The 22,773-nt window shown below is 62.0% G+C and carries 20 protein-coding genes; 10 read left to right on the forward strand and 10 right to left on the reverse strand.

The features are described from left to right. Positions 1-579 precede the first annotated feature (579 nt). Positions 580-828, forward strand: a complete 249-nt coding sequence (locus tag BLW80_RS19250) for a hypothetical protein (RefSeq protein WP_089261574.1) — start codon at positions 580-582, stop codon at positions 826-828. An 86-nt stretch (positions 829-914) separates the two neighbouring features. Here BLW80_RS19250 and glpK read toward each other — a convergent pair whose 3' ends face one another. The 8 genes from glpK to BLW80_RS19290 all read right to left on the reverse strand — a co-directional run bounded on the left by glpK (position 915) and on the right by BLW80_RS19290 (position 12,687). Further along, positions 915-2,414: a glycerol kinase GlpK gene (glpK, locus tag BLW80_RS19255; RefSeq protein WP_093759241.1), complete on the reverse strand. Its 1,500-nt coding sequence runs from the start codon at positions 2,412-2,414 to the stop codon at positions 915-917. 91 nt (positions 2,415-2,505) lie between these two features. Continuing rightward, positions 2,506-3,708 (reverse strand): FAD-dependent oxidoreductase, encoded by a 1,203-nt coding sequence (locus BLW80_RS19260; RefSeq protein ID WP_093759242.1) that lies wholly within the window; start codon positions 3,706-3,708, stop codon positions 2,506-2,508. Positions 3,709-4,005: 297 nt separating this feature from the next. After that, positions 4,006-4,776 carry an SDR family NAD(P)-dependent oxidoreductase gene (locus BLW80_RS19265; protein ID WP_089261580.1) on the reverse strand — a complete coding sequence of 257 codons (771 nt, stop codon included), beginning with the start codon at positions 4,774-4,776 and terminating at the stop codon, positions 4,006-4,008. A 191-nt stretch (positions 4,777-4,967) separates the two neighbouring features. Beyond that, complete coding sequence (gene pimD / locus BLW80_RS19270; protein ID WP_089261584.1) at positions 4,968-6,110, reverse strand: pimeloyl-CoA dehydrogenase small subunit; 1,143 nt, start codon at positions 6,108-6,110, stop codon at positions 4,968-4,970. 222 nt (positions 6,111-6,332) lie between these two features. Then, a complete protein-coding gene (gene pimC, locus BLW80_RS19275; protein ID WP_089261586.1) occupies positions 6,333-7,520 on the reverse strand; it encodes a pimeloyl-CoA dehydrogenase large subunit in 1,188 nt (395 codons plus the stop codon). Positions 7,521-7,548: 28 nt separating this feature from the next. Continuing rightward, a complete protein-coding gene (locus BLW80_RS19280; RefSeq protein ID WP_092138786.1) occupies positions 7,549-8,736 on the reverse strand; it encodes an acetyl-CoA C-acyltransferase in 1,188 nt (395 codons plus the stop codon). Then, positions 8,733-10,436: a dicarboxylate--CoA ligase PimA gene (gene pimA, locus BLW80_RS19285; RefSeq protein ID WP_093759243.1), complete on the reverse strand. Its 1,704-nt coding sequence runs from the start codon at positions 10,434-10,436 to the stop codon at positions 8,733-8,735. The genes BLW80_RS19280 and pimA overlap by 4 nt, the downstream gene beginning before the upstream one ends. 166 nt (positions 10,437-10,602) lie before the next feature. Then, on the reverse strand, positions 10,603-12,687 hold the full coding sequence (locus tag BLW80_RS19290) for a 3-hydroxyacyl-CoA dehydrogenase NAD-binding domain-containing protein (protein ID WP_093759244.1): 2,085 nt from the start codon (positions 12,685-12,687) through the stop codon (positions 10,603-10,605). Between the two features lie 161 nt (positions 12,688-12,848). Here BLW80_RS19290 and BLW80_RS19295 point away from each other — a divergent pair, with 161 nt between their 5' ends. The 7 genes from BLW80_RS19295 (at position 12,849) to BLW80_RS19325 (ending at position 19,978) form a co-directional block, all read left to right on the forward strand. After that, positions 12,849-13,715 (forward strand): IclR family transcriptional regulator, encoded by an 867-nt coding sequence (locus BLW80_RS19295; RefSeq protein WP_093759245.1) that lies wholly within the window; start codon positions 12,849-12,851, stop codon positions 13,713-13,715. Between the two features lie 63 nt (positions 13,716-13,778). Beyond that, positions 13,779-14,591, forward strand: a complete 813-nt coding sequence (locus BLW80_RS19300) for an ABC transporter ATP-binding protein (RefSeq protein WP_093759246.1) — start codon at positions 13,779-13,781, stop codon at positions 14,589-14,591. Next, entirely contained in the window at positions 14,588-15,301 is a 714-nt protein-coding gene (locus BLW80_RS19305; RefSeq protein WP_089261598.1) for an ABC transporter ATP-binding protein, read from the forward strand. Before BLW80_RS19300 ends, BLW80_RS19305 begins: the two co-directional genes overlap by 4 nt. A 10-nt stretch (positions 15,302-15,311) precedes the next feature. Beyond that, positions 15,312-16,190 (forward strand): branched-chain amino acid ABC transporter permease, encoded by an 879-nt coding sequence (locus BLW80_RS19310; protein WP_089261600.1) that lies wholly within the window; start codon positions 15,312-15,314, stop codon positions 16,188-16,190. Between the two features lie 2 nt (positions 16,191-16,192). Next, a complete protein-coding gene (locus tag BLW80_RS19315) occupies positions 16,193-17,221 on the forward strand; it encodes a branched-chain amino acid ABC transporter permease (protein WP_093759247.1) in 1,029 nt (342 codons plus the stop codon). Positions 17,222-17,227: 6 nt separating this feature from the next. Continuing rightward, on the forward strand, positions 17,228-18,457 hold the full coding sequence (locus tag BLW80_RS19320; RefSeq protein WP_093759248.1) for an ABC transporter substrate-binding protein: 1,230 nt from the start codon (positions 17,228-17,230) through the stop codon (positions 18,455-18,457). Between the two features lie 315 nt (positions 18,458-18,772). Continuing rightward, entirely contained in the window at positions 18,773-19,978 is a 1,206-nt protein-coding gene (locus BLW80_RS19325) for an ABC transporter substrate-binding protein (protein WP_231081190.1), read from the forward strand. A 59-nt stretch (positions 19,979-20,037) separates the two neighbouring features. Here BLW80_RS19325 and BLW80_RS19330 read toward each other — a convergent pair whose 3' ends face one another. Continuing rightward, entirely contained in the window at positions 20,038-20,505 is a 468-nt protein-coding gene (locus BLW80_RS19330) for a hypothetical protein (RefSeq protein ID WP_210185341.1), read from the reverse strand. 135 nt (positions 20,506-20,640) lie between these two features. After that, entirely contained in the window at positions 20,641-20,958 is a 318-nt protein-coding gene (locus BLW80_RS19335) for a hypothetical protein (protein WP_093759250.1), read from the reverse strand. A 719-nt stretch (positions 20,959-21,677) separates the two neighbouring features. On the opposite strand from BLW80_RS19335, the gene BLW80_RS19340 reads away from it, so the two are divergent. Then, positions 21,678-21,956: a GlsB/YeaQ/YmgE family stress response membrane protein gene (locus BLW80_RS19340; RefSeq protein WP_093759251.1), complete on the forward strand. Its 279-nt coding sequence runs from the start codon at positions 21,678-21,680 to the stop codon at positions 21,954-21,956. Between the two features lie 220 nt (positions 21,957-22,176). Then, on the forward strand, positions 22,177-22,668 hold the full coding sequence (locus BLW80_RS19345) for a hypothetical protein (protein ID WP_139285858.1): 492 nt from the start codon (positions 22,177-22,179) through the stop codon (positions 22,666-22,668). Positions 22,669-22,773: the final 105 nt, after the last annotated feature.

Genomic DNA, 22,773 nt, shown 5'->3' on the forward strand with positions numbered 1-22,773 from the left:
CGCCTGAGCGCGTGCGTGGCAGTCCCGGGGGGCTCCCTCAAGAATGAGGGAGATGAAGCGCCGAAAGGCGCGACTTGGGTACAGTGCCGCAGCGTACTGTCCGGATCGCCGGACAACAGAGGCCGCGGAAACGCCTTTCGACGCTCCACCGTGGCGATTTCTGTCCCCGGGACCGTTCTTCCGGGCAAAGGCGCAGAGCTCCGCACTCCGCTGATCCCGACGGTTTCCCGCCGTTCACCAATGCCACGTCCAGCCAGCATGAGTGGCAGACCCCCGTAGTGGGGCCGGACGGTGACCCAAGGCCTCCCGAGTGCGCAGGGTACGTCACCCCACACCCGCAGGCGCCGCATCCCAGTCCCACTTCAAGACGCCTCTAGAAGCGCCCCTCGCGAACGAGATAAAAGGCATATAGACCCATATAGGATTTTCGTCAATAGAGCGCGAGGGATTATTTTCTCTCTACCACTGCCGCGACGAATTCCGGTCCCGGCAAAGTTATCGTTTCAATCCCGTGGCGACGGAACGATCAGGAAGGCCGCAGCTTGTCGTATGCGCAATATTTGCGTTTGGAGGGTTGAAATGAAACGTACCATGATCGCGACGGCAGCCGCGGCACTCCTGGGTCTGGGCCTGATGCTTCCAGCGAACGCCATGCCGGTCGGTGGGCTTGCACCTGCGAGCACCGCCAGCGACATCATCCAGATTCGTGGCCATGGCGGCGGACATCACGGCATGCACCGCGGCGGGCGTGGACATCATTACGGCTGGGGCCGCGGACGCGGCCATCATTATGGCTGGTCGCGCGGACGGCATCGCGGCTGGCGCTAACAACCAACAACAGGCACGGTCAGCCTGACATGACCATTATAGGAGCCGCCCGCACAGGCGGCTCTTTCTGTTTGGTGAGCAAGCTTTCAATCTTTCCCCGGATCGCTCGCCAATACGCCCTTCACTGCCTGCGCCCAGCCCTTCAGTTTTCGTGTCCGTGTGGCTTCGCTCATGGCCGGCTTGAAGCGGTGTTCGAGCCGCCAGTTGTCGGCGAATTTGGCAGGCTCCGGAAATACGCCGGCCGTGAGACCGGCGAGATAGGCAGCACCCAGCGCGGTGGTTTCCTGGATCATCGGGCGATCGACTGGTGCATTCAGGAGATCGGCGAGACGCTGCATGGTCCAGTCCGATGCGGTCATGCCGCCATCGACGCGCAGCACGACAGTCGCAGCGGAGACATCGGGCCAGTCAGCACGCATCGCCGCATAGAGATCCCTCGTCTGATAGCAGACGCTTTCCAGCGCGGCATGGGCGAGTTCGGCCGGGCCGGTGTTGCGCGTCAGTCCGAACAGCGCTCCGCGCACATCGGGATTCCAGTAAGGCGCGCCGAGGCCGACAAAGGCCGGGACCAGATAGACCGATTGCGAAGAATCGTTCTGATCAGCGAGCGGCCCGCTTTCGGCCGCGCTCTTGATGATGCCGAGCCCGTCACGCAGCCACTGCACGGCGGAGCCGGCAACGAAGATCGAACCTTCCAGCGCATAGGTGCGCACGCCGTTGAGTTGATACGCCACGGTTGTGAGCAGCTTGTTCTTCGATTGCACCGGCGTCGTGCCGGTGTTGAGCAGCGCAAAACAGCCGGTGCCATAAGTCGACTTGATCATGCCCGGCGCGAAACAGGCCTGCCCGATGGTTGCAGCCTGCTGATCCCCGGCAATGCCGCCGATGATGATCGTGCCACCGAACAGATCGGTGCTGCCGAAATCCGACGAAGAGTCCTGCACCCTGGGCAGCATCGCCTTGGGCACGCGCAGCAGCTTCAGCAGCTCATCGTCCCATTCACCGGTGTGGATGTTGAACAACTGCGTGCGCGAGGCATTGGTGGCGTCGGTGGCATGCACCTTCCCCGCCGTCAGCCGCCACAGCAGATAGCAATCGACGGTGCCGAACAGCAATTCGCCGCGCTCGGCGCGGTCGCGCGCGCCGGGGACATGATCGAGAATCCACGCCACTTTCGTTCCGGAGAAATACGGATCGATGATCAGGCCAGTCTTTTGCGTGATCAACGGCTCATGGCCGTCGGCTTTCATCTGCGCGCAGATCTCCGCGGTGCGGCGGTCCTGCCAGACGATGGCACGGTGCACAGCCTGGCCGGTGACGCGGTCCCACACCACCACGGTCTCGCGCTGATTGGTGATGCCGATCGCGGCAATATCCTTCGCGGTCACGTCGGCCTTCTTCATCGCCTCGCGGCAAACGGCCAGCGTCGAGGTCCAGATATCCTCCGGCTCATGCTCGACCCAGCCGGAGGCCGGGAAATGCTGCGGGAATTCCTGCTGCGCGGAGGCCGCGATCGAGATGTCGGCGCGAAAGATCATCGCGCGCGAGGATGTGGTGCCCTGATCGATGGCCATCACGAAAGACATGACGTTTCTTCCCGAAAGATTGTGGTCGCGTTGTGTTGGGAGGCGCAGGCAACCGGATTAGCGCGGGCGCGTCAAGCGGCAGCGCCGGCGGTCAGGTCGCCGAGTCGATCATCATGACCAGAGCGGACGCGACCATCGCCAGTTCGCGCGGCAGCGTCTCGCGGGCCCGCCGCACCATGCCCTCGCCCAGCCGGCCGAAGAAACGTGCCCAGCGCTGTGTGCGCCAATACAGCGAATTCTCGACAGTGACTGAGCGCAGCTTGAACGCCTTGCCGGTGGCCCAGGCGTCGCATTCCAGCTTCAACGGATCGGCGTAATATTGCGCGATCTTGTCGGCGCCCATGCCTGAAGTCGCTAGCCAGTTCGGGATATGCACGCTGCAGAGCTGCGCGACATCGGTGAACACCTTGTCGGTGCCGGTGCCGCTGCCCGGGCACGGCGAAGCAAAGGCATCGCCAACCAGCACGACGCCAGGCTGGACCACATTGTCGCTCTCATAGAGATCGATGGGGCGGATCCTGATATCGCCGGATATCTTGTAGTCGCCGATCAGCGCGCGCAGTTTCGGCAGGCAGGCGTCAAGCGCCGCCTCGGGCGTCCGGCGCATCTGGCGAATCCAGGGATCGTCGGTCTCGCGATAGACGAACAGATTGCCGCGCATCGTGTCGCCGATCGGGAACAGCGTGACATAGGCGGTGCGATGAACCGTGGTTTCCGCGAAATAAGTGAGCGCCGGAAAGGCAAAACGTTCACGGCCGACGGGCGCGATATCGAAACCCACTGAGATCGAATGATTGGCCGAGATGACCGGGCGGCCGATATTGAGCTGATTGCGCAGGCTGACGCTGGCGCCGTTGGCGAGCACAACGAGACGCGCGGAAATCTCCTCGCCATTGGACAGGCCGATGGTCTGACGGTCATCCGATGTGGCGATCGACGTCGCCTTGGCGTGAATGGTCTCGACAGATGACGGGATCTGGCCACGCACGGTATTGACCAGCGTGTCATAGAGAAAGCCGTGCTGCTGGCTGGGGCGCTTGTCGATCACGCGGCCGAAACGCGCGATCCAGATCTCGTCGTCATGGGTGGCGGCACCGAGCACCGCATCGACGAGACCCGTCTTGCGGAGCCGCTCGAGCTGGACGCCGCCGCTGATCTTCTCGCAGCGGAGTTCGGGCGGATGGACCTGATGCGGCTCGATCAGGATTGCAGACACACCGGCGCGACCGAGCATCGCCGCAGCCGTCGACCCGGCGAGGCCGCCACCAATGATCGCGATATCCGTCTGCCGCACGGGAACTCTCCAGCTGCGGCTATCCGTGCGCCCTAAGTGTTAAAAAACGGGAAAGGATTGAGGCAGGCGGTGGGGAGTTACCGCGGGAGAATTGTTTCGAGCGACTTCACGTGCCGTAGTCCGGACGGAGCGCAGCATTCACGTCCGTCATTCCGGGGCGCGGCCGGCGCGAGCCGGACGCGAACCCGGAATCCCTGAGTGGCTTGGCTCGACGGAGACTCCGATGTCGAGATTCCGGGTTCGCGATCGCCTAACGGCGCTCGCGCCCCGGAATGACGAGCGTGGGTCAGGCGATACTTACACCGATGCGGTCGTTACGCCGCCATCGATAACGATGGTCTGGCCGGTCATAAAGGTGGAGGAATCCGAGCCGAGATAGGCGACGGCGCCGGCGATCTCGTGGGGCTCACCGATCCGGCGCAGCGGCGTGGTCGCGGTGCGGCGCTTGAGATTGGCCTCGTCTTCCCACAGCGCTTTCGCGAAGTCGGTCTTCACCAGACCCGGCGCGATGCAATTGACGCGCACGCCCTTCGGTCCCCATTCGCCGGCGAGGCTGCGACACAGGGAGAAGTCGGCAGCCTTGGAGATGCCGTAGGCGCCAATCACCGTGGACCCGCGCAGACCGCCGATGGATGAGATGATGACGACAGAGCCCTTGCCGCGCTCGGCCATGGCCGGGATCGCCTTGGCGCAGAGCCAGATGTTGCTCTTGACGTTGGATCCCATGATCTTGTCAAAGGCCTCATCCGCAATATCGAGCAGCGGACCGTAATAGGGATTCACCGCGGCATTGCAGACCAGAATATCGATCGGGCCGTAATGTTTCACGGTGCCATCGATCAAAGCTTCGACCTCGTCGCGGCGCGAGATGTTGCAGGGAATGACATGGGCATCACCGCCATTGGCCTTGATGCCATCGACCACGGCCTGACAGGCATCGGCCTTGCGGCTGGAGACGACAACCTTGGCACCGAGGCTGGCGAGCAATTCCGCGGAGGCCTTGCCAATGCCGCGGCTGGACCCGGTGATGACGGCGACCTTACCGGTGAGATCGAATGGATTTTTCACGGGCGGTCTCCTTGATGGTTTTGAGTCTCTAGCTCGTCATTCCGGGGCGTGGCCGGCGCTTGCCGGACGCGAACCCGGAATCTCGACGTGTTTTGCACGAAGCCTTCCATCTCGGGATTCCGGGTTCGCGCGAGCTTGACGCTCGCGCGCCCCGGAATGACGAGTATGTGGCTGGAACGACGCGCGTGTCGTTACTCCGTGATCCCGCCCGCCTGCGCGACGCGGCGCAGGTGATAATCGGCATCGCCGAACTGCTGCTCGATCATGGTCAGCCGCTTGAAGTAGTGGCCGATCTTGTATTCCATAGTCACGCCGACGCCGCCATGCAGCTGCACGCCGCCCTGGCCGACGAAGCGCGCGGAGCGGCCGATCTGCACCTTGGCAGCGGCGACCGTCTTGGTGCGTTCGTCGAGATCGGTGAAGCTCGACGCCATCGAGGCCAGGAACGACATGCTGCGCGCAGTCTCCAGCGCGGTGAACATGTCGGCCGCACGGTGCTGCAGCGCTTGGAACGAGCCGATGGCGACGCCGAACTGCTTGCGCTCCTTGATGTATTCGACGGAGATCTTCAGCGCCTCTTCCATCGCACCGACCGCTTCGGCACACAGTGCGATGCGCGCGTCATCGACGACCTGATTGACGATCGACAAGCCATCCTCGGCATTGCCGATCGCAGCATCTGCGCCGACCTCGACATTGTTCAGCTTGATATCGGCGGCGCGGCTGCCGTCCTGCGTCTCATAGCCCTTGATGTCGACGCCCTTGGCATTGGCGGGCACCAGGAACACGCCGACGCCCTTGGCGTCGCGCTGGCCACCGGCAGTGCGCGCGGTGACGATCAGCGTATCGGCAGTATCGCCGTGACCGACGACGAACTTCTCGCCGGACAACGTGTAGCCCGAACCGCTCTTCTTGGCCGACGTCTTGATGTCCCCGAGGTCATAGCGTGAATCACGCTCGACCTGTGCGAAAGCCATGGTCTTGGAGCCGTCGATGATCCCGGGCAGATGCGCAGCACGCTGCTCCGCAGAGGCGCGGCGCAGGAAACCGCCGCCGAGCACGACCGTATCAAGATAGGGCTCGACCACGAGATTACGGCCCAGCGCTTCCATCACGATCATGGTCTCGATCGGACCGGCGCCGAAGCCGCCATCGTCCTCGGAGAACGGCAGGCCGAGCAGGCCCTGTTCGGCAAACTTGCCCCAGACATCGCGGCTCCAGCCGCCCTTCTCGGCGCGATACTTCTTGCGCGCCTCGAATTCGTAGGACGATTTCAGCAGGCCGTCGACGCTGTCCTTGAGGAGGCGTTGCTCCTCCGACAAATCAAAATCCATGGTCTTTCTCTCTCGGATCGCGCGTAACGCGCGTGTGAATGTGTTTAAGCTCCCTAACCTCTCCCCGCTTGCGGGGAGAGGTCGAGGGCGAGCGAAGCGGAGCCTTCGGGTGAGGGGGACTATCCGCGGGCCCCGAGCCGGCGGAGGCTCCCCCTCATCCGGTCCGAATGCGCTACGCGCAATCGGACCACCTTCTCCCCGCAAGCGGGGAGAAGGAAGACATCAAAGCCCCAGCACCGCTTTCGCGATGATGTTGCGCTGGATCTCGTTGGAGCCGCCATAGATCGACACCTTGCGGTAGTTGAAATAGGTCGGCGCGATCGGCGAGGCCCAGTCGCCCTCTTCGTTCTGCCCCTCGCCTTCCGGCATGAACGGCAATGCGAACGGGCCAGTGACTTCGAGCAGCAGCTCGGTGAGCGTCTGCTGGATTTCCGAGCCCTTGATCTTGAGGATCGACGAGGCCGGATCCGGCTTACCCTTGCCGTGCTTGCCTTCGGCGGCGACGACGCGCATCTGCGTCAGTTCGAGCGCCTTGAGCTCGATCTCGGTAGCCGCGAGCTTCTGGCGGAACTGCGGATCCTCGATCAGCGGCTTGTCACCGGACATCACGCTGGACGCCAGCTCCTTGATGCGGCGGATGCGCTCCTTCGACATGCCGACGCGCGCGATGTTGACGCGCTCGTTACCGAGCAGGAATTTCGCGTAGTCCCAGCCCTTGTTCTCTTCACCAACCAGATTCTCGGCCGGCACCACGACCTCATCGAAGAACACTTCGTTGACTTCGACGCCGCCATCGATGGTCTGGATCGGACGGACGGTGATGCCCTTCGACTTCATGTCGATGAGGATGAAGGAGATGCCCGACTGCTTCTTCGCATCGGGGTCGGTGCGGCAGAGGCAGAAGATCCAGTCGGCATGTTGCGCGAGCGTGGTCCAGGTCTTCTGGCCGTTGACGATATAGGTATCGCCCTTCTTCTTCGCTGTGGTCTTCAGCGAGGCAAGGTCCGAACCCGAGCCCGGCTCCGAGAAGCCCTGGCACCACCAATCGTCCATATTGGCGATGCGCGGCAGGAAGTGCTTCTTCTGCTGCTCATTGCCGAAAGTGTAGATCACCGGACCGACCATGTTGACGCCGAACGGCAGTGGCGGCGGCGCTGGGGTCTTCTGCAGCTCTTCCAGGAAGATGTACTGCTTGGCGGCGCTCCAGCCGGTGCCGCCATATTCCTGCGGCCAATGCGGGACGGCCCAGCCCTTCTTGTTGAGCGTGCGCTGCCAGTTCACCAGGTCGTCTTTGCTGGTGTGGTGACCTTCCTGCAGTTTCTTGCGCACCGCCGGGTCGAGGCTTTCGCGGAAAAAGGTGCGCACCTCGTCGCGGAATGCTGTTTCTTCTTTGCTGAAGCTCAGATCCATCGGATCCTCCTTGTGAGCAGATTTGTAATTACTGAACGATTTCGAGCAGGCCGGCGGAGCCCATGCCGCCGCCGACGCACATGGTGACGACGGCATATTTCGCCTTGCGGCGACGGCCTTCAATCAGTGCGTGACCAGCGAGACGTGCGCCCGACATGCCATAGGGATGGCCGACCGAGATCGCGCCGCCATTGACGTTGAGCTTCTCCGGATCGATGCCGAGCTTGTCGCGGCAATACAGAACCTGCACGGCGAAGGCCTCATTGAGTTCCCAGAGATCGATGTCCTCGATCTTGAGGCCATGACGCTTCAAGAGACGCGGCACGGCGAACACCGGACCGATGCCCATTTCATCCGGCTCGCAACCGGCGGAGACGAAGCCGCGGAAGATGCCGAGCGGCTTGAGGCCCTTCTGGGCGGCGAGCTTGTCGCTCATGATCACGGTGGCGCTGGCGCCGTCCGAAAGCTGCGAGGCATTGCCGGCGGTGATGGTGAAGCCATCGCCGCGCACGGCCTTCAGACCGGCGAGGCCTTCGGCAGTGGTTTCTGGACGCGGGCCTTCATCCTTGGACAGCGTGATGTCCTTGAACGAGACTTCGCCGGTCGCCTTGTCGACGACCCCCATCTTGGTGGAGATCGGCGCCAGTTCATCGTTGAACTTGCCGCCCTGCTGCGCGGCTGCGGTGCGGCGCTGGCTCTCCAACGAATACTCGTCCTGGCGTTCGCGCGAGATGTTGTAGCGCTTGGCCACCGTCTCGGCAGTGTCGAGCATCGGCATATAGACGTCGCCCTTGATCTTCATCAGTTCGGGATCGACGGTGTGGAACTTGTTGGCATGCTCGTTCTGCACCAGCGAGATCGACTCGCCGCCGCCGCCAACCGCGATCTCGACGCCGTCGAAAATCACCGAACGCGCTGCGAGCGCAATCGCCTGCAGGCCCGAAGCGCACTGACGATCGATAGTGGTGCCGCCAACCGTGACCGGCAGGCCGGCGCGGAGCAGCGCCTTGCGTGCGATGTTGCCGCCGGTCGCGCCCTGCTGCAGGGCTGCGCCCATCACCACATCTTCGACTTCCTTGGGATCGATGCCGGCGCGCTTGACGGCATGCTCGATCGCATGGCCGAGCAGCGTCGCGCCTTCGGTGGCATTGAGGGCGCCGCGAAAGGCCTTGCCGATCGGCGTACGAGCGGTGGAAACGATAACGGCTTCGGTCATGGGCGGAGTCCTCCAGAGGCGGTTTGTTGTTGCGAGGTTGTTTCTTGGTTCATGATGGGCGTGGGTTGCAACCCGCGCAAGGCGTGGCGCGAGAGTTTTCCGACCGCGGTGCGCGGCAAATCGTCGACGAAATCCAGGGCGGCCGGTAGTTCATGCTTGCCGAGCTTGCCGGTGAGAAACGCGCGCAGCTCGTCGATGGTGAACGGCGCCGCGCCATTGCGCAGCCTGATAAAGGCCTTGGCCGCCTCGCCGCGATACTGATCGGTTACACCGATGACGATCACTTCCTGCACCGACGGATGTTCGTAAATCGCCTGCTCGATCATCTGCGGATAGACGTTGAAACCGCCGGAGATGATCATGTCCTTCTTGCGATCGACCAGATAGAAGAAGCCGTCCTCGTCCATGTAGCCGATATCGCCGGTGAGGAAGCGATCGCCGACGAATGACTCGGCACTCTCCTGCGCGCGGTTCCAGTAGCCTTTGGTGACGTTCGGCCCCTTGATGCGAATTTCACCAGTCTCGCCGGTGCCGAGCACCCTGGTCGGGTCATCGAGCGACACAACGTCAATGTCGATCCCCGGCAGCATCAGGCCGATCGAGCCCGGCTTGTCGAGACCGCCGGGCGGATGGCTGGTGCCGGGCGAGCAGGTTTCGGTCATGCCCCAGCCGCTCTTCAGCGACAGGCCAGTCTTGCGCTCGAACAGACGCGCCACTTCATCGGGCAACGGCGCGCCGCCAGAGGCCGCCGACACCAGCGACGACAGATCGCGGGTCTCCAGCGACGGATCGGCCGCGATGGCGATCCACATGGTGGGCACGCCGGGAAAGACGGTGGCCTTCTTTTTCTCGATATCGTCGAGCACGCGGCTGACATCGAAGCGCTGGTGCAGCGAGATGGTGTCTCCGAGGCTGATGCGGCTCAGCAGGATCACGGTCAGTGCATAGATATGAAACAGCGGCAGCACACAGATGACGCGCTCGATCCTATTGCGCCCGGCGCGTGCCGGCGCGCCCCATAGATTGTAGATCGAGACCGCCGAGGTGAGATTGCCGTGGCTCAGCATCGCGCCCTTGGGCAGGCCGGTGGTGCCGCCGGTATATTGCAGCAGCGCGACGTCATCGGCCGAAATCTCCGGCCACTGCGTCGGCGGCGTGGCGCCCGCGGTGAAATTGCGGAAAGTGACAATCGCGGGATTTTCCGGCAGCGGCAGCTGCGGATTGTTCACAGCGCCCCAGTCATTGTCTTCACAGACGATCAGCCTGTCGAGCAGCCCCTTGTCGAGAAACTTCAGCGCCATCGGCAGCAACGCCGCAAGGTTGCTGGTGACCAGCACGCGCGCGCCGGAATCCTTGAGCTTGTGCGACAGCGCGATCTCGCCATCGAGCGGCGACAGATGCACGAGCCGCGCGCCTGCCTTGAGGCCACCGAAGAAATGCACCGGATGATCCGGCGTATTGCCGAGGAAGATGCCGATGGAGGAGCCTTTGCCATAGCCGGCGCGCATCAGCGCGGCGGCGACGACATCGACGCGCGCCTGCAGATCATTGAACGAGATCGGCTGATCCCGAAATTCGATGGCGGTGCGGTCACCATGTTTTGCAATGGAGTCGGCAAGCAGACCCGGCAGCGACCCACGCGCAATCGGCGCGTCCCAGGTGACGCCCGGTGGGTAGTGCTGTTCGCCGGGATGGGTCATGGCGTGGCCTGCTTACATAAGGAGCGCACGGCGCCAATGTTCCCTCCACCCTTGCGGGGGAGGGTCAGGGAGGGGGGTAAGCCACAAGTGACGTCGCCCGGGGACCCGCGCCCCCGGCCCCTCCCCGCAAGGGGGAGGGGAGCACATCGTGCTCGCGTCACCACAACTAGCCCTTCGCCAGTGACGCAAACGTCTTGCCTTCATCCGCCAGCTTCTTCAGCAGCGCGGCCGGCTCCAGCGACGGATCGTTGGTCTGCTTGGCGTAGAACTGCAGGCGCTCGACGATCTGCTTGAGGCCGACCTGATCGGCATAGAACATCGGGCCGCCGCGATAGATCGGCCAGCCATAGCCATAGAGCCAGATCACATCGATATCGCTCGGACGCGAGGCGACCTTCTCCTCGAGGATGCGGGCACCCTCGTTGATCATCGGATACATCATGCGTTCCAGGATCTCCTGATCGCTGACGGCGCGGCGCGTCAGGCCCAGGCTCCGGCAGGTATCGTCGATGAGCTTCTCGACGTCCGGATCCGGCACCGGCGCACGGGAGCCGGCTTCATACTTGTAATAGCCCTTGCCGGTCTTCTGGCCGAAGCGGCCGGCTTCGCAGAGCGCATCGGCGATCGGCGAGGTGATGCCGCGATCCTTGCGCGAGCGCCAGCCGATATCGAGGCCGGCGAGATCGCCCATGGCGAACGGACCCATCGGCATGCCGAACTTGGTGACGACGGCATCGACCTGCTGTGGCAGCGCGCCTTCGAACAGCAACTTCTCGGACTGCTTGGAGCGGGCCGCGAGCATGCGGTTGCCGACGAAGCCGTCGGAGACGCCGACCACGGCCGGCACCTTGGCGATCTTGCGGGCGACAGCGACAGCGGTGACGAGCGCGTCCGGCGCGGTCTTGTCGGCGCGGACGATTTCGCACAGCTTCATGACATTGGCCGGCGAGAAGAAGTGCATGCCAAGCACGTCCTGCGGACGCTTGGTGACGGCTGCGATCTCGTCGATGTTGAGATAGGACGTGTTGCTGGCGAGAATGGCGCCCGGCTTGGCATAGGCATCCAGCGCGGTGAACACTTCCTTCTTGATCGCCATGGTCTCGAACACGGCTTCGATCACCAGATCGACATCCTTGACGTTTTCGAGGCCGACGACGCCGTTGATCAGTGCCATGCGCTTGGCGGGCGCATCGGCAGGAATGCCACCGCGGGCTGCAGTGGCTTCATAGTTCTTCTGCATGATGCCGAGGCCGCGCTTGAGCTGCTCCTCGCCGGTCTCGATCAGCGTGACGGGAATACCGGCATTGGCGAAGGACATCGCAATACCGCCGCCCATGGTGCCGGCGCCGATGATGGCGACGCGCTCGACCGGACGCGGCTTGACGCCTTCCGGCACGTTCTGGACCTTGGCGGCTTCGCGCTCGGAGAAGAACGCATAACGCTGCGCCTTGGACTGGTCGTCGGCGACCAGCTTGAGGAACATCTCGCGCTCCTTCTTGAGCGCCTCGTCGAACGGCACATCGAGCGTCCAGCTGACGGCTTCGGCGCAGGCCAGCGGCGCATTCATGCCGCGGTTCTTCTTGTTGGCGGCTGCGGCGGCGTTGGTGAAGATGGTGCGATCGGCGCGAGCGGCGGCGAGCTTGGAATCGTCGTTGCGCAGCAGGCGCAGCGGACGCTTTTCGGCGATCACCTTGCGCGCAAAAGCTTCTGCGCCCGAGGCCGGACCCTCGACGATCTCTTCGATCAGACCGTTCTTCAAGGCTTCAGCAGCGCTGATCGGATCGCCGGTGACGACCATCTTGACGCCGAGTTCAGGACCGACTGCGCGCGGCAGGCGTTGCGTGCCGCCGGCACCCGGCAGGAGGCCGAGCTTCACTTCGGGCAGACCGAGCTTGGCTTCTTTTGTCGCCACGCGGAAATGACAGCCGAGTGTGAGCTCGAGGCCGCCGCCGAGCGCGGTGCCATGGATCGCGGCGATCACCGGTTTGGAACAATTCTCGATTTCCGAGATGACTTCGCTCAATCCGGGCGACTGCGGCGGCTTGCCGAATTCGGTGATGTCAGCGCCGGCAACGAAGGTACGGCCTGCGCATGCGATGACGATCGCCTTCACGGCAGGATCGGCAGCGGCCGTTTTGACGTTCTCAAAAATGCCGCGGCGAACCGCCGCACTCAGCGCATTTACAGGGGGAGAGTTGATCGTGACGATGGCGACTTCATCATGACGTTCAAGCTTTACGACATCGCTCACGGCATTCTCCTTGGCTACGTTTACCGGTCTGATTTTCTTAGTTTCGCACTGCGAAATTTAATTCCACATCTTGACACGGAGGGTTATTTTGAAGAGCGTCCCTTGTCAACGAGGGCCGTGGTGCAATCGTATGAAACTGACAAAACCAAATTTCGGGAAGCATGAAACGTCCAGCGAAGAATGTGGCGACAGATCGCAATTTCGTCGTCGCATTGGCTCGCGGCCTGGATGTCTTGCGTGCATTTCGCCCCAATGACGGGCTTCTCGGCAATCAGGAGATTGCCGCCCGCACCAAATTGCCGAAGCCAACCATCTCGCGATTGACTTACACACTCACGAAGTTGGGCTACCTTACACCCGTGCCACGCTTCGAGAAGTATCAACTCGCGCCAGCAGCCATGGCCCTGGGGTATGCTGCACTTGCGAACTTAGGCGTTAAGCATCTCTCGGAATCATTTCGCGACGAATTGATGCGGCAGACCGGCGGTGCCTGCGCAGTAGGCGCGCGCGATCGATTGAGCATGATCTATTTCGGGCAGAGCCGTTCCAGTCTCACTGTCGGCGTTCAACTCGACGTCGGCTCGCGCATTCCCATTGCAACCACGGCGATGGGCCGCGCTTATTTCTGGGCATTGCCTGCGGAAGAACGTGCCCAATTATTGCGCGAATTTCGCGAACATTACGGACATCGCTGGTCGAAGATGCGTGATGGACTCGAACGTGCGGGCGAAATGGTCGCACGCCACGGCTTCGTCATCTCGGCTGGCGAGTGGCAGGACGATGTGCACGCTGCCGGTGTTGCGATGACATTGAATGACGGCACCGGTCCTTATGCCTTTAATTGCGGCGCGCCCGCGTTCCGTTTCACGGAAGAGCGCTTGCTCAACGATATTGGACCTCGGCTATTGGCGATGGTAAGAAACATCGAAGCGGCGCTCGGGGGAACAGCTGCACCACAATCCAAAAAACTCGACAGCAAAAAAATCAAATCAGGAGGGAAAGTTGCACGCATTGTTGAAGGGCTCTGACAGCCTTCATCGTCGTGACCTGCGCAAGACTTCGCCGCAGCCGACGATCGAGGATCACCGCACATGACACAGGCACAACTCGCAGAGCGCGCGCCCGTCGCATCGACGGCGCCGCTGCTTTCGGTTCGCGACGTCAGCGTTGTGTTCGGTGGCATCATCGCGTTGAACGGCGTCTCGTTCGACATGCAGAAGGGTCACATCCTCGGCCTCATCGGACCGAACGGCGCCGGCAAGACCACGCTGTTCAATTGTCTCAGCCGGCTCTACCAGCCGAGCAAGGGCGATATCCTGATGGACGGCCAGACGATCCTGAATCGTCCGGCCCACAAGATTTCCGAGATCGGCATCGGCCGCACCTTCCAGAACGTCGCGCTGTTTCCGAACCTGACCGTGCGTGACAATGTCCGCGTCGGCAAACATGCGCGCACCAACAGCGACATCATCAGCGACTCGCTGAAGCTGCCATGGGTTCGATCAGGCGAAGCTGCGATCAACAAGGACGTCAACGACATCCTTGATTATCTCGATCTGCACAGCGTTGCCGATACGATCGTCAGCGGTCTTCCGTTCGGCACGCAGAAGCGCGTCGAACTCGCGCGTGCGCTCGCCGCCGAACCGAAGATCCTGCTGCTCGACGAGCCCGCAGGCGGTCTCAACCATGAGGAAGTCTACATTCTTGGCGACCTGATCCGCCGCATCCGCGACGATCGCGGCGTGACGGTGCTCCTGGTCGAGCATCACATGGGTCTCGTGATGTCGATCGCCGACCATGTCGTCGCATTGAATTTCGGCAAGAAGCTCGCTGAAGGCACACCTGCTGCCGTCCAGAAAGACCCTGCTGTGATCAAGGCCTATCTGGGAGACAAAGACTCATGACCGCGATGCTTCACGTAAAAGACCTGCGTGCGTATTACGGCCAGGTCCAGGCACTGCACGGCCTCGAATTCGAACTGCAGGAAGGCAGCCTGACCACCCTGCTCGGCGCCAACGGTGCCGGCAAGACCACCACGCTGCGCTCGATCTGCAACATGATCCGCTCCACGGGCTCGATCGAGTTCGAGGGCAAGAAGCTCGACAACAAGTCGACCGAAAGCATCGTGCGGCTGGGCATCGCCCATGTGCCGCAGGGCCGCGGCACCTTCACCACCATGACGGTGGAAGAGAACTTGCAGCTCGGCGCGATCAGTCGCAAGGATACCAAGGCGATCAGTGACGACATCGAGCGAATGTATGCCCACTTCCCGGTGCTCAAGCAGCGCCATACCCAGCAGGCCGGCACGCTGTCCGGCGGTGAACAGCAGATGCTCGCGGTCGCCCGCGCGCTGATGCTGCGTCCCCGCCTGATGCTGCTGGACGAGCCGTCCTTCGGCCTTGCGCCCCTGATCGTGCGGGATCTGTTCAAGATCCTCGGCAAGATCAACCGCGAGGACAAGGTCAGCATTCTTGTGGTCGAACAGAACGCGCAGCTCGCGCTCGAACTCGCCGACAAGGCCTATGTCATCGAAACAGGACGCATCGTGATGTCCGGCACTGCCGACGAGATCGCGAACAACGAAGACGTCCGTAAATCGTATCTGGGATATTGAGGGGGCGGCCATGGAACTCTTTACCAACCAAGTCCTGGCTGGCATCGCCACCGGCGCGATCTACGCCTGTATGGCGCTCGCCGTGGTTATGATCTACCAGGCGATCGACCACCTGAACTTCGCCCAGGGCGAAATGGCGATGTTCTCGACCTTCGTCGCCTGGCAGATGATGCAGTGGGGCATACCCTATTGGGGCGCATTCGCGCTGACGCTGATTTTCTCCTTTGTCGGCGGCATCGTCATCGAGCGGGCTTTGTTCAAGCCGCTCGCCAAGGCGCCGGTGCTGACCCACGTCGCAGGTTTCATCGCGCTGTTCGCCATCATCAACAGCGTCGCGGGCCTGACCTGGGACTTCACCATCAAGCAGTTTCCCTCGCCGTTCGGCTCGTCGCCCTTCCTGGGCAGCCAGCTGATCTCGACGCATCAGGCCGGCATGATCGGCGTGACGATCATCCTGCTCGTCCTGCTGTTCATCTTCTTCCGCTACACCCGCGTGGGCCTTGCGATGCGGGCAGCGGCGTCGATGCCTGAATCGGCGCGGCTGGTCGGCATCAACACGTCATGGATGATTGCACTCGGCTGGGGCATGGCAGCTGCGATCGGTTCGATCGCCGGTATGCTGATCGCCCCCGTCGTGTTCCTCGAGCCCAACATGATGGGCGGCGTGCTGATCTACGGATTTGCCGCGGCCGTCGTCGGCGGACTCACGAGCCCACTGGGTGCTGTTATTGGCGGGTTCCTCGTCGGCGTCTTCGAGAACCTCGTCGGCACCTATATCCCGGGTGTCGGCAATGAGCTGAAACTGCCCATCGCCCTGGCGCTGATTATCACCGTGCTGGTCGTCAAACCCAATGGCCTGTTCGGCCGTGCCATCGTGAAGCGAGTTTGATCATGAGCACCGTTCAAGACGTCTCCGCCGCTCCCGCGGTCGCTGCCGTTCCCAAAAAGGCAATGGCGCTCGGCCCGCTGGCATCGCTGATCATCCTGGCGCTGCTCATCGTCACACCACTGTTCGTGAAAAACTTCATCATCTTCCAGATGACGATGTGGCTGATCTACGCCATCGCGGTTCTCGCACTGAACATCCTGACCGGCGCCAGCGGCCAGTTCTCGCTCGGCCAGAGCGCGTTCTACGCCCTCGGCGCCTATACGTCGGCAATCCTCATGGAACATGTCGGCGTCAACTACGCACTGACGCTTCCTGTGGCTGGTCTGGTCTGCTTCATCGCCGGCTTCCTATTCGGCCTGCCGGCGCTTCGGCTCTCCGGCATCTACCTCGCGCTGGCGACCTTCGCCCTCGCGGTGGCGATGCCACAGCTCCTGAAGCTTGGCGTGTTCGAACACTGGACCGGCGGCGTGCAGGGCCTTGTCGTCACCAAGCCTGATGCACCGGAAATCCTGGCCTCGCTGGGCCTGAAAGTGTCGCAGGACATGTGGCTGTACTTCTTCACCCTCGCGGTCACGATCCTGATCTACATCCTCTCGGTCAACCTGCTGAAGTCGCGGTCGGGCCGGGCCATGATGGCGATCCGCGACAACGAAATCGCCGCCTCGGCGATGGGCGTGGACGTCTCGCTCTACAAGACGCTGGCCTTCGGCGTCAGCGCCGGCATCACCGGCGTTGCTGGCGGTCTCGGTGCCATCGCCGTGCAGTTCGTGGCGCCGGATGGCTACACCATCCAGCTCGCTATTGCGCTGTTCCTGGGCATGGTCGTCGGCGGCGTTGGCTGGCTTCCGGGCTCGCTCGCCGGTGCGGCTTTCATCGTCTTCGTTCCGAATATTGCGGAACACGTCTCGAAGGGTCTGTCTGGTGCCGTGTTTGGTGTCATCCTGATCATCATCATCTTCCTGCTCCCGAACGGGGCCAGGCAACTCGCCTATTTGGCACAGGGCTTGATAGGCAAACTACGTAAACACTGAGGACCTATGAACTGCAGAAACTTTCTGCGCACCGCCGCGCTCTCGAGCGCGGCGTTTGCGTTTCTCGCCTTCTCAACTTCCGCGAATGCCCAGAAGAAATACGACACCGGGGCGAGCGATACCGAGATCAAGATCGGCAACATCATTCCCTATAGCGGCCCGGCTTCGGCCTACGGCATCATCGGGAAGATGGAAGAAGCCTACTTCAAGATGATCAACGATCAGGGCGGTATCAACGGCCGCAAGATCACCTTCGTCAGCTATGACGATGCCTACAGCCCGGCCAAGGCCGTGGAACAGACCCGCAAGCTGGTCGAATCCGACGAAGTTCTGTTCGTGTTCGGTCCGCTCGGCACGCCGTCGAACACCGCTATCATGAAGTACCTGAACGCCAAGAAGATCCCGCAGCTGTTCGTCGCCACCGGCGCGACCAAGTTCGGCGAGTATAAGACCGCGCCATGGACGATGGGCTGGCAGCCAGCCTATCAGAGCGAAGGCCGCATCTTCGCGCAATACGCCATCACCGAGAAGCCGAACGGCAAGATCGCCGTGTTCTACCAGAACGACGACCTCGGCAAGGACATGCTGAAGGGCCTGAAGGACGGCCTCGGCGAGAAGGCCTCGATGATCGTGGCCGAAGACAGCTATGAAGTGTCCGAGCCGACCATCGACTCGCACATCGTCAAGATGAAGGCCTCGGGCGCCGACATCTTCGTCTCGATCTCGACGCCGAAATTCGCCGCGCAGGCGATCAAGAAGGTGGCCGAGATCGGCTGGAAGCCGATGTTCTTCCAGAGCAATGTCGGCTCCTCGGTCGGCGCAGTGATGCGTCCGGCGGGTATCGACAACGCGCAGGGCGTGCTGTCGCTGGCCTATGCCAAGGATGCCATCGACCCGCAGTGGAAGGACGATGAGGGCATGAAGAAGTATCTCGACTTCCTCACCAAATACGCTCCCTTCGCCAATCCGGCCGAAAGCTCGGCCGCCTATGGCTACGGCCAGGCACAGACCGTGGTTCAGGTCCTCAAGCAGGCCGGCGACGATCTGACCCGTGCCAATATCATGAAACAGGCCGCCAGCCTGAAGGACTTCGCACCCGACACGCTGCTGCCGGGCGTCAAGATCAACACCTCGGCGACCGACTTCTACCCGATCGAGCAACTGCGCATGATGCGCTTCACCGGCGAGAAGTGGGACGTGTTCGGCCCGCCGATCGACAGCAAGCTCGGCGGGTAAACTCAACCGTCATTCCGGGATGCCCGAAAGGCGACGAAGTCGACTGAAGGGTAGACCCGGAATCTCGACATGAGTGATGAACAATACGAGGTTCCGGGTTCGCACGCGCGAAGGCGCGCGTACGCCCCGGAACGACAGCGATAATGCCCAATAAAACAGCCCCTTACGACGAAAGTCGTGAGGGGCTTTTTCTTGCTAGTTGCAGTGGAAGAGTATTCAATCCGGCGCGCCGCAGCATTCAATAAAAACAAGAATACGCGCGGTTTTATCCAGAGATCAGGGAGATCAGAAATGCCTTCGTTCAGCTCGCGTGCAATGACGTTCACGGTTGCCGCAGCCCTCAGTGCGGCCCTTGGCGGTACTGCCTTCGCCCAGAAAAAATACGACACCGGCGCCAGCGATACCGAGATCAAGATCGGCAACATCATGCCCTATAGCGGGCCCGCATCCGCCTATGGCGTGATCGGCAAGATGGAAGAAGCCTATTTCAAGATGATCAACGATCAGGGTGGCATCAACGGCCGCAAGATCAATTACATCACCTATGACGACGGCTACTCGCCGCCGAAGGCCGTTGAGCAGGCCCGCAAGCTCGTCGAGTCGGACGAAGTATTGTTCATCGCCAGCTCGCTCGGCACCCCGTCGAACTCTGCCATTCAGAAATACATGAATGCCAAGAAAGTCCCGCAACTGTTCGTGGCCACTGGCGCCACCAAGTTCGGCGACTACAAGGACTTCCCCTGGACCATGGGCTGGCAGCCTGCCTATCAGAGCGAATCCAGGATCTATGCGGCCTATCTGCTGAGAGAAAAGCCCGACGCCAAGATCGCGGTCATGTATCAGAACGACGATTTCGGCAAAGACATGCTGAAGGGTCTGAAGGATGGTCTCGGCGCCAAGGCGGCATCGATGATTGTCGCCGAGGAAAGCTATGAAGTGTCGGAGCCGACCATCGAGTCCCACATCGTCAAGCTGAAGTCGACCAATGCCGATACCTTTGTCAGCTTCACCACGCCGAAATTCGCTGCGCAGGCGATCAAGAAAGTGGCGGAGCTCAGCTGGAAACCAACCTTCATCCAGAGCAATGTCGGCTCTTCGGTCGGCGGCGTGATGAAGCCGGCGGGTTATGAGATCGCCCAGGGCATCCTGTCGGCGAACTACGCCAAGGACGGCGCTGATTCCAGCTGGGACAATGACGAGGGCATGAAGAAATTCTACGCTTTCCTCGCCAAATATGCGCCCACCATGGACAGGAGCGACGGCTCGGTCGTCTATGGCTATGGCCAGGCGCAGACCATCGTTCAGGTGCTCAAGCAGGCCGGTGACAACCTGACCCGCGCGAACATCATGAAGGAAGCAGCCAACCTCAAGGAATTCGCGCCCGACACATTGCTGCCCGGCGTGACCATCTCGACCTCGGCCACCGACTTCTACCCGATCGAGCAGTTGCAGATGCAGCGCTTCAAGGGCGAGAAGTGGGAGCTGTTCGGCCCGATCATCGCGGGCAAGATCGACGGCTGATGTTCTGATCTCTCCCCGCCGGTCGGAGCCAAGCTTCGCCGCGCGGGGAGAGATCGCGATCAGTAATAATCCCGGAACGCATCCGCGAGACTGTCGGGCTGCCAGTCGATCTGGTCCGACGCGATCGGATCGTCCGAGAGCAGCGCACTCGCCTGCGTCTTGTAGTCCGGCGCCACGTAATCCGCCTGCGGCAGGCCACGGCGCACGATATCCTGATAGTTCAGATAATTGTCGCGATTGCCGACGAAGGTGCACATGCATTTGGCGGGATCGGCATAGAGATAGCGCGGGCCGTTCGGCGTATTGTGGACGACGAAGCGATAGGCCGGTAATTTGCTTAAGGCCGCCTTCCCTGCGGCATCGTTGGCAAAGCGCGCCTTGAAGCCGGCGGACTCCATGTCGAATCCGACCTTCTGCAGCACCGGCACGCTCGGCAGTTCGCGCGCCACCAGCAGCGTGACATCGAGCAGCGCCAGCACCGCGATGACAGCGAGTGCGATGCCGCGCGGGCGCCAAAACGTCGTCATCGTCACTGCGCGCATGTCGCGAAACCCCGGCTATGAGCGCGCATCGGCGCGCACTATTGCGCGCGACACTAACGGACCCCGCCTGCGGTGTCACGGCAGCGCCGCGGCAGGAAGCAAGGCCGGTTAACAAATCCATCACGCCGCCTCGCTGGCGACGAGCGCCTCCAGGACGCGCCAATACATTTCGTCCAGCGTCGCTTGCTGCTGCTCTGCATTCAGAACACGTCGTCGTTGAAACAGAAGACAGATCGGCCGGCTGCCTGTGCAATGGTGTGCACGACGACAGGCCTTGATGAAGCAAGTGCGATGGGTGCGAAGGATGTTCGCATTGCCGCGCTCGATCTCCTCGATGCAGGCGGCGACGATCATATCAGACAGCCGCTTGGCCGCCAGGTCGCTCTTGTCCCTGGCGCGCTGCGCGAGATGCCAGGCGTCGTGTTGCGAGATGATCATGTGAACTCCCGTTGTGACGATGATGACTGGATATGAGTGACTTGGGTGACGGCCACGCGCCGTTCTTGCCCGCGCCTGAGCGCGTGCGTGGCAGTCCCGGGGGGCTCCCTCAAGAATGAGGGAGATGAAGCGCCGAAAGGCGCGACTTGGGTACAGTGCCGCAGCGTAGTGTCCGGATCGCCGGACAGCAGAGGCCGCGGAAACGCCTTTCGACGCTCCATCGTGGCGATTTCTGTCCCCGGGACCGTTCTTCCGGGCAAAGGCGCAGACTTCCGCAGTCCGCTTATCCCGACGGTTTCCCGCCGTTCACCAATGCCACGTCCAGCCAGCATGAGTGGCAGACCCCCGTAGTGGGGCCGGACGGTGACCCAAGGCCTCCCGAGTGCGTGAGCAAACGTCTCCCTCCCGCCCGCAGGCGCCACATCCCGCCCCGCGCTAACAAGCGTCCCTGGCAACGCCCCTCAAAGTGGGACGGGATGCAGGGGAATATAATCTGTACTGGAATGGCGTCAAGGATTATTTTCAAAATACTCGCGGGGCGCTAGCGCCGACGGATCACGCGTCATGCGCCCAGCGATACACTCCAGGGATTGCGCTACCCCGCTCCACGTGATCGATGGCGAATGACACGGCGCTATTCCATCCTGCGAGCTGGAACTCTTGACCGCGGTACGACTTCTCTTTCCATCAGCATCCGCTGCCTCGGGAGAAGACTTCCAATGAACATGTCCGGCGAAAGTCTTCTTGTCATCCTGATCGTTGGCATCGTCGCGGGTTGGCTCGCAGGCCAGATCGTTCGTGGCGCAGGCTTTGGCCTGATCGGCGACCTGATCATCGGCATTCTCGGCGCATTTATCGGAAGCTGGCTTCTGCCCAAGCTCGGTATTCATCTTGGAGCTGGAATCGTCCGCGCAATCATCAACGCAACACTCGGCGCGATCGTCCTGCTTCTCATCATCCGGCTCGTGCGTGGCGGTGGGTTCGCGCGTCGCTACTAGCGATGAAGCGCCCCGATCGGTTCCGCAAGGCGCAGCACGCCTGAGGAATGATCCCTAGCCTAACGTTACCGCGCTTCCGGCTTCAGATATTTCGGAGGATCGTAGCGATCCTTCTCTCTTTTCAGATTGTGCCTCAACAGCATAACCCGGCTGTTGCAATGTGCATCTGGGCTACACATTCGGCATTGAACGTTCAGCCGCGCTTCGCTGACACACCACCATGCCTCCGACGTCTGATATCCCCACCCCTCCCATGTCCCGCGTCTCGCTATGTCTGATCGACATCGGGCGCATGATCGTCGGCCTGATCGCGGCGATCATCATCGCGCCTTTGGTCATGGGAGTTCTGCTGCAGCTCAGCCTTCGGCCCACCGGCGGACTCGCCGCGCATCTCGGCGCGGTCGCCACCGCGGCTCTCCTGACTCTCGTTTTCGGCGTGGCGGGTTCATTCAAAGCCGCCGTGCTGATCGCCGTGCCCGGAATCCTCTTTGCGCGATGGGCCGGCATCATGTCGCCGGTAATGTGCATGATCGGCGGCGCCATCACCGGCGGCGGCTTCTTCGGCATCAGCGCCTTCGTTGGATCGCCGCTGCCGATCGAATGGGGGCTGATCGGCGCGGCAGCGTATGGCGGAAGCCTCGCGGCGCTCGCTTACTGGTGGCTGGCGGAGCGTCCGCTGCGGACAAAAGAAGCTCTGGCGCTGCGGCGATGACCCGTTACCGTCCCTGACGATCGGCACGTCAGCCGTGCTACTGGCGCAAACGGATCGACCGCCCACGCCTCCGCCGGACTTGAGCCACGTCTGACTGATATCAAG

Source organism: Tardiphaga sp. OK245 (assembly GCF_900108575.1).
Taxonomy (GTDB): Bacteria; Pseudomonadota; Alphaproteobacteria; order Rhizobiales; family Xanthobacteraceae; genus Tardiphaga; species Tardiphaga robiniae.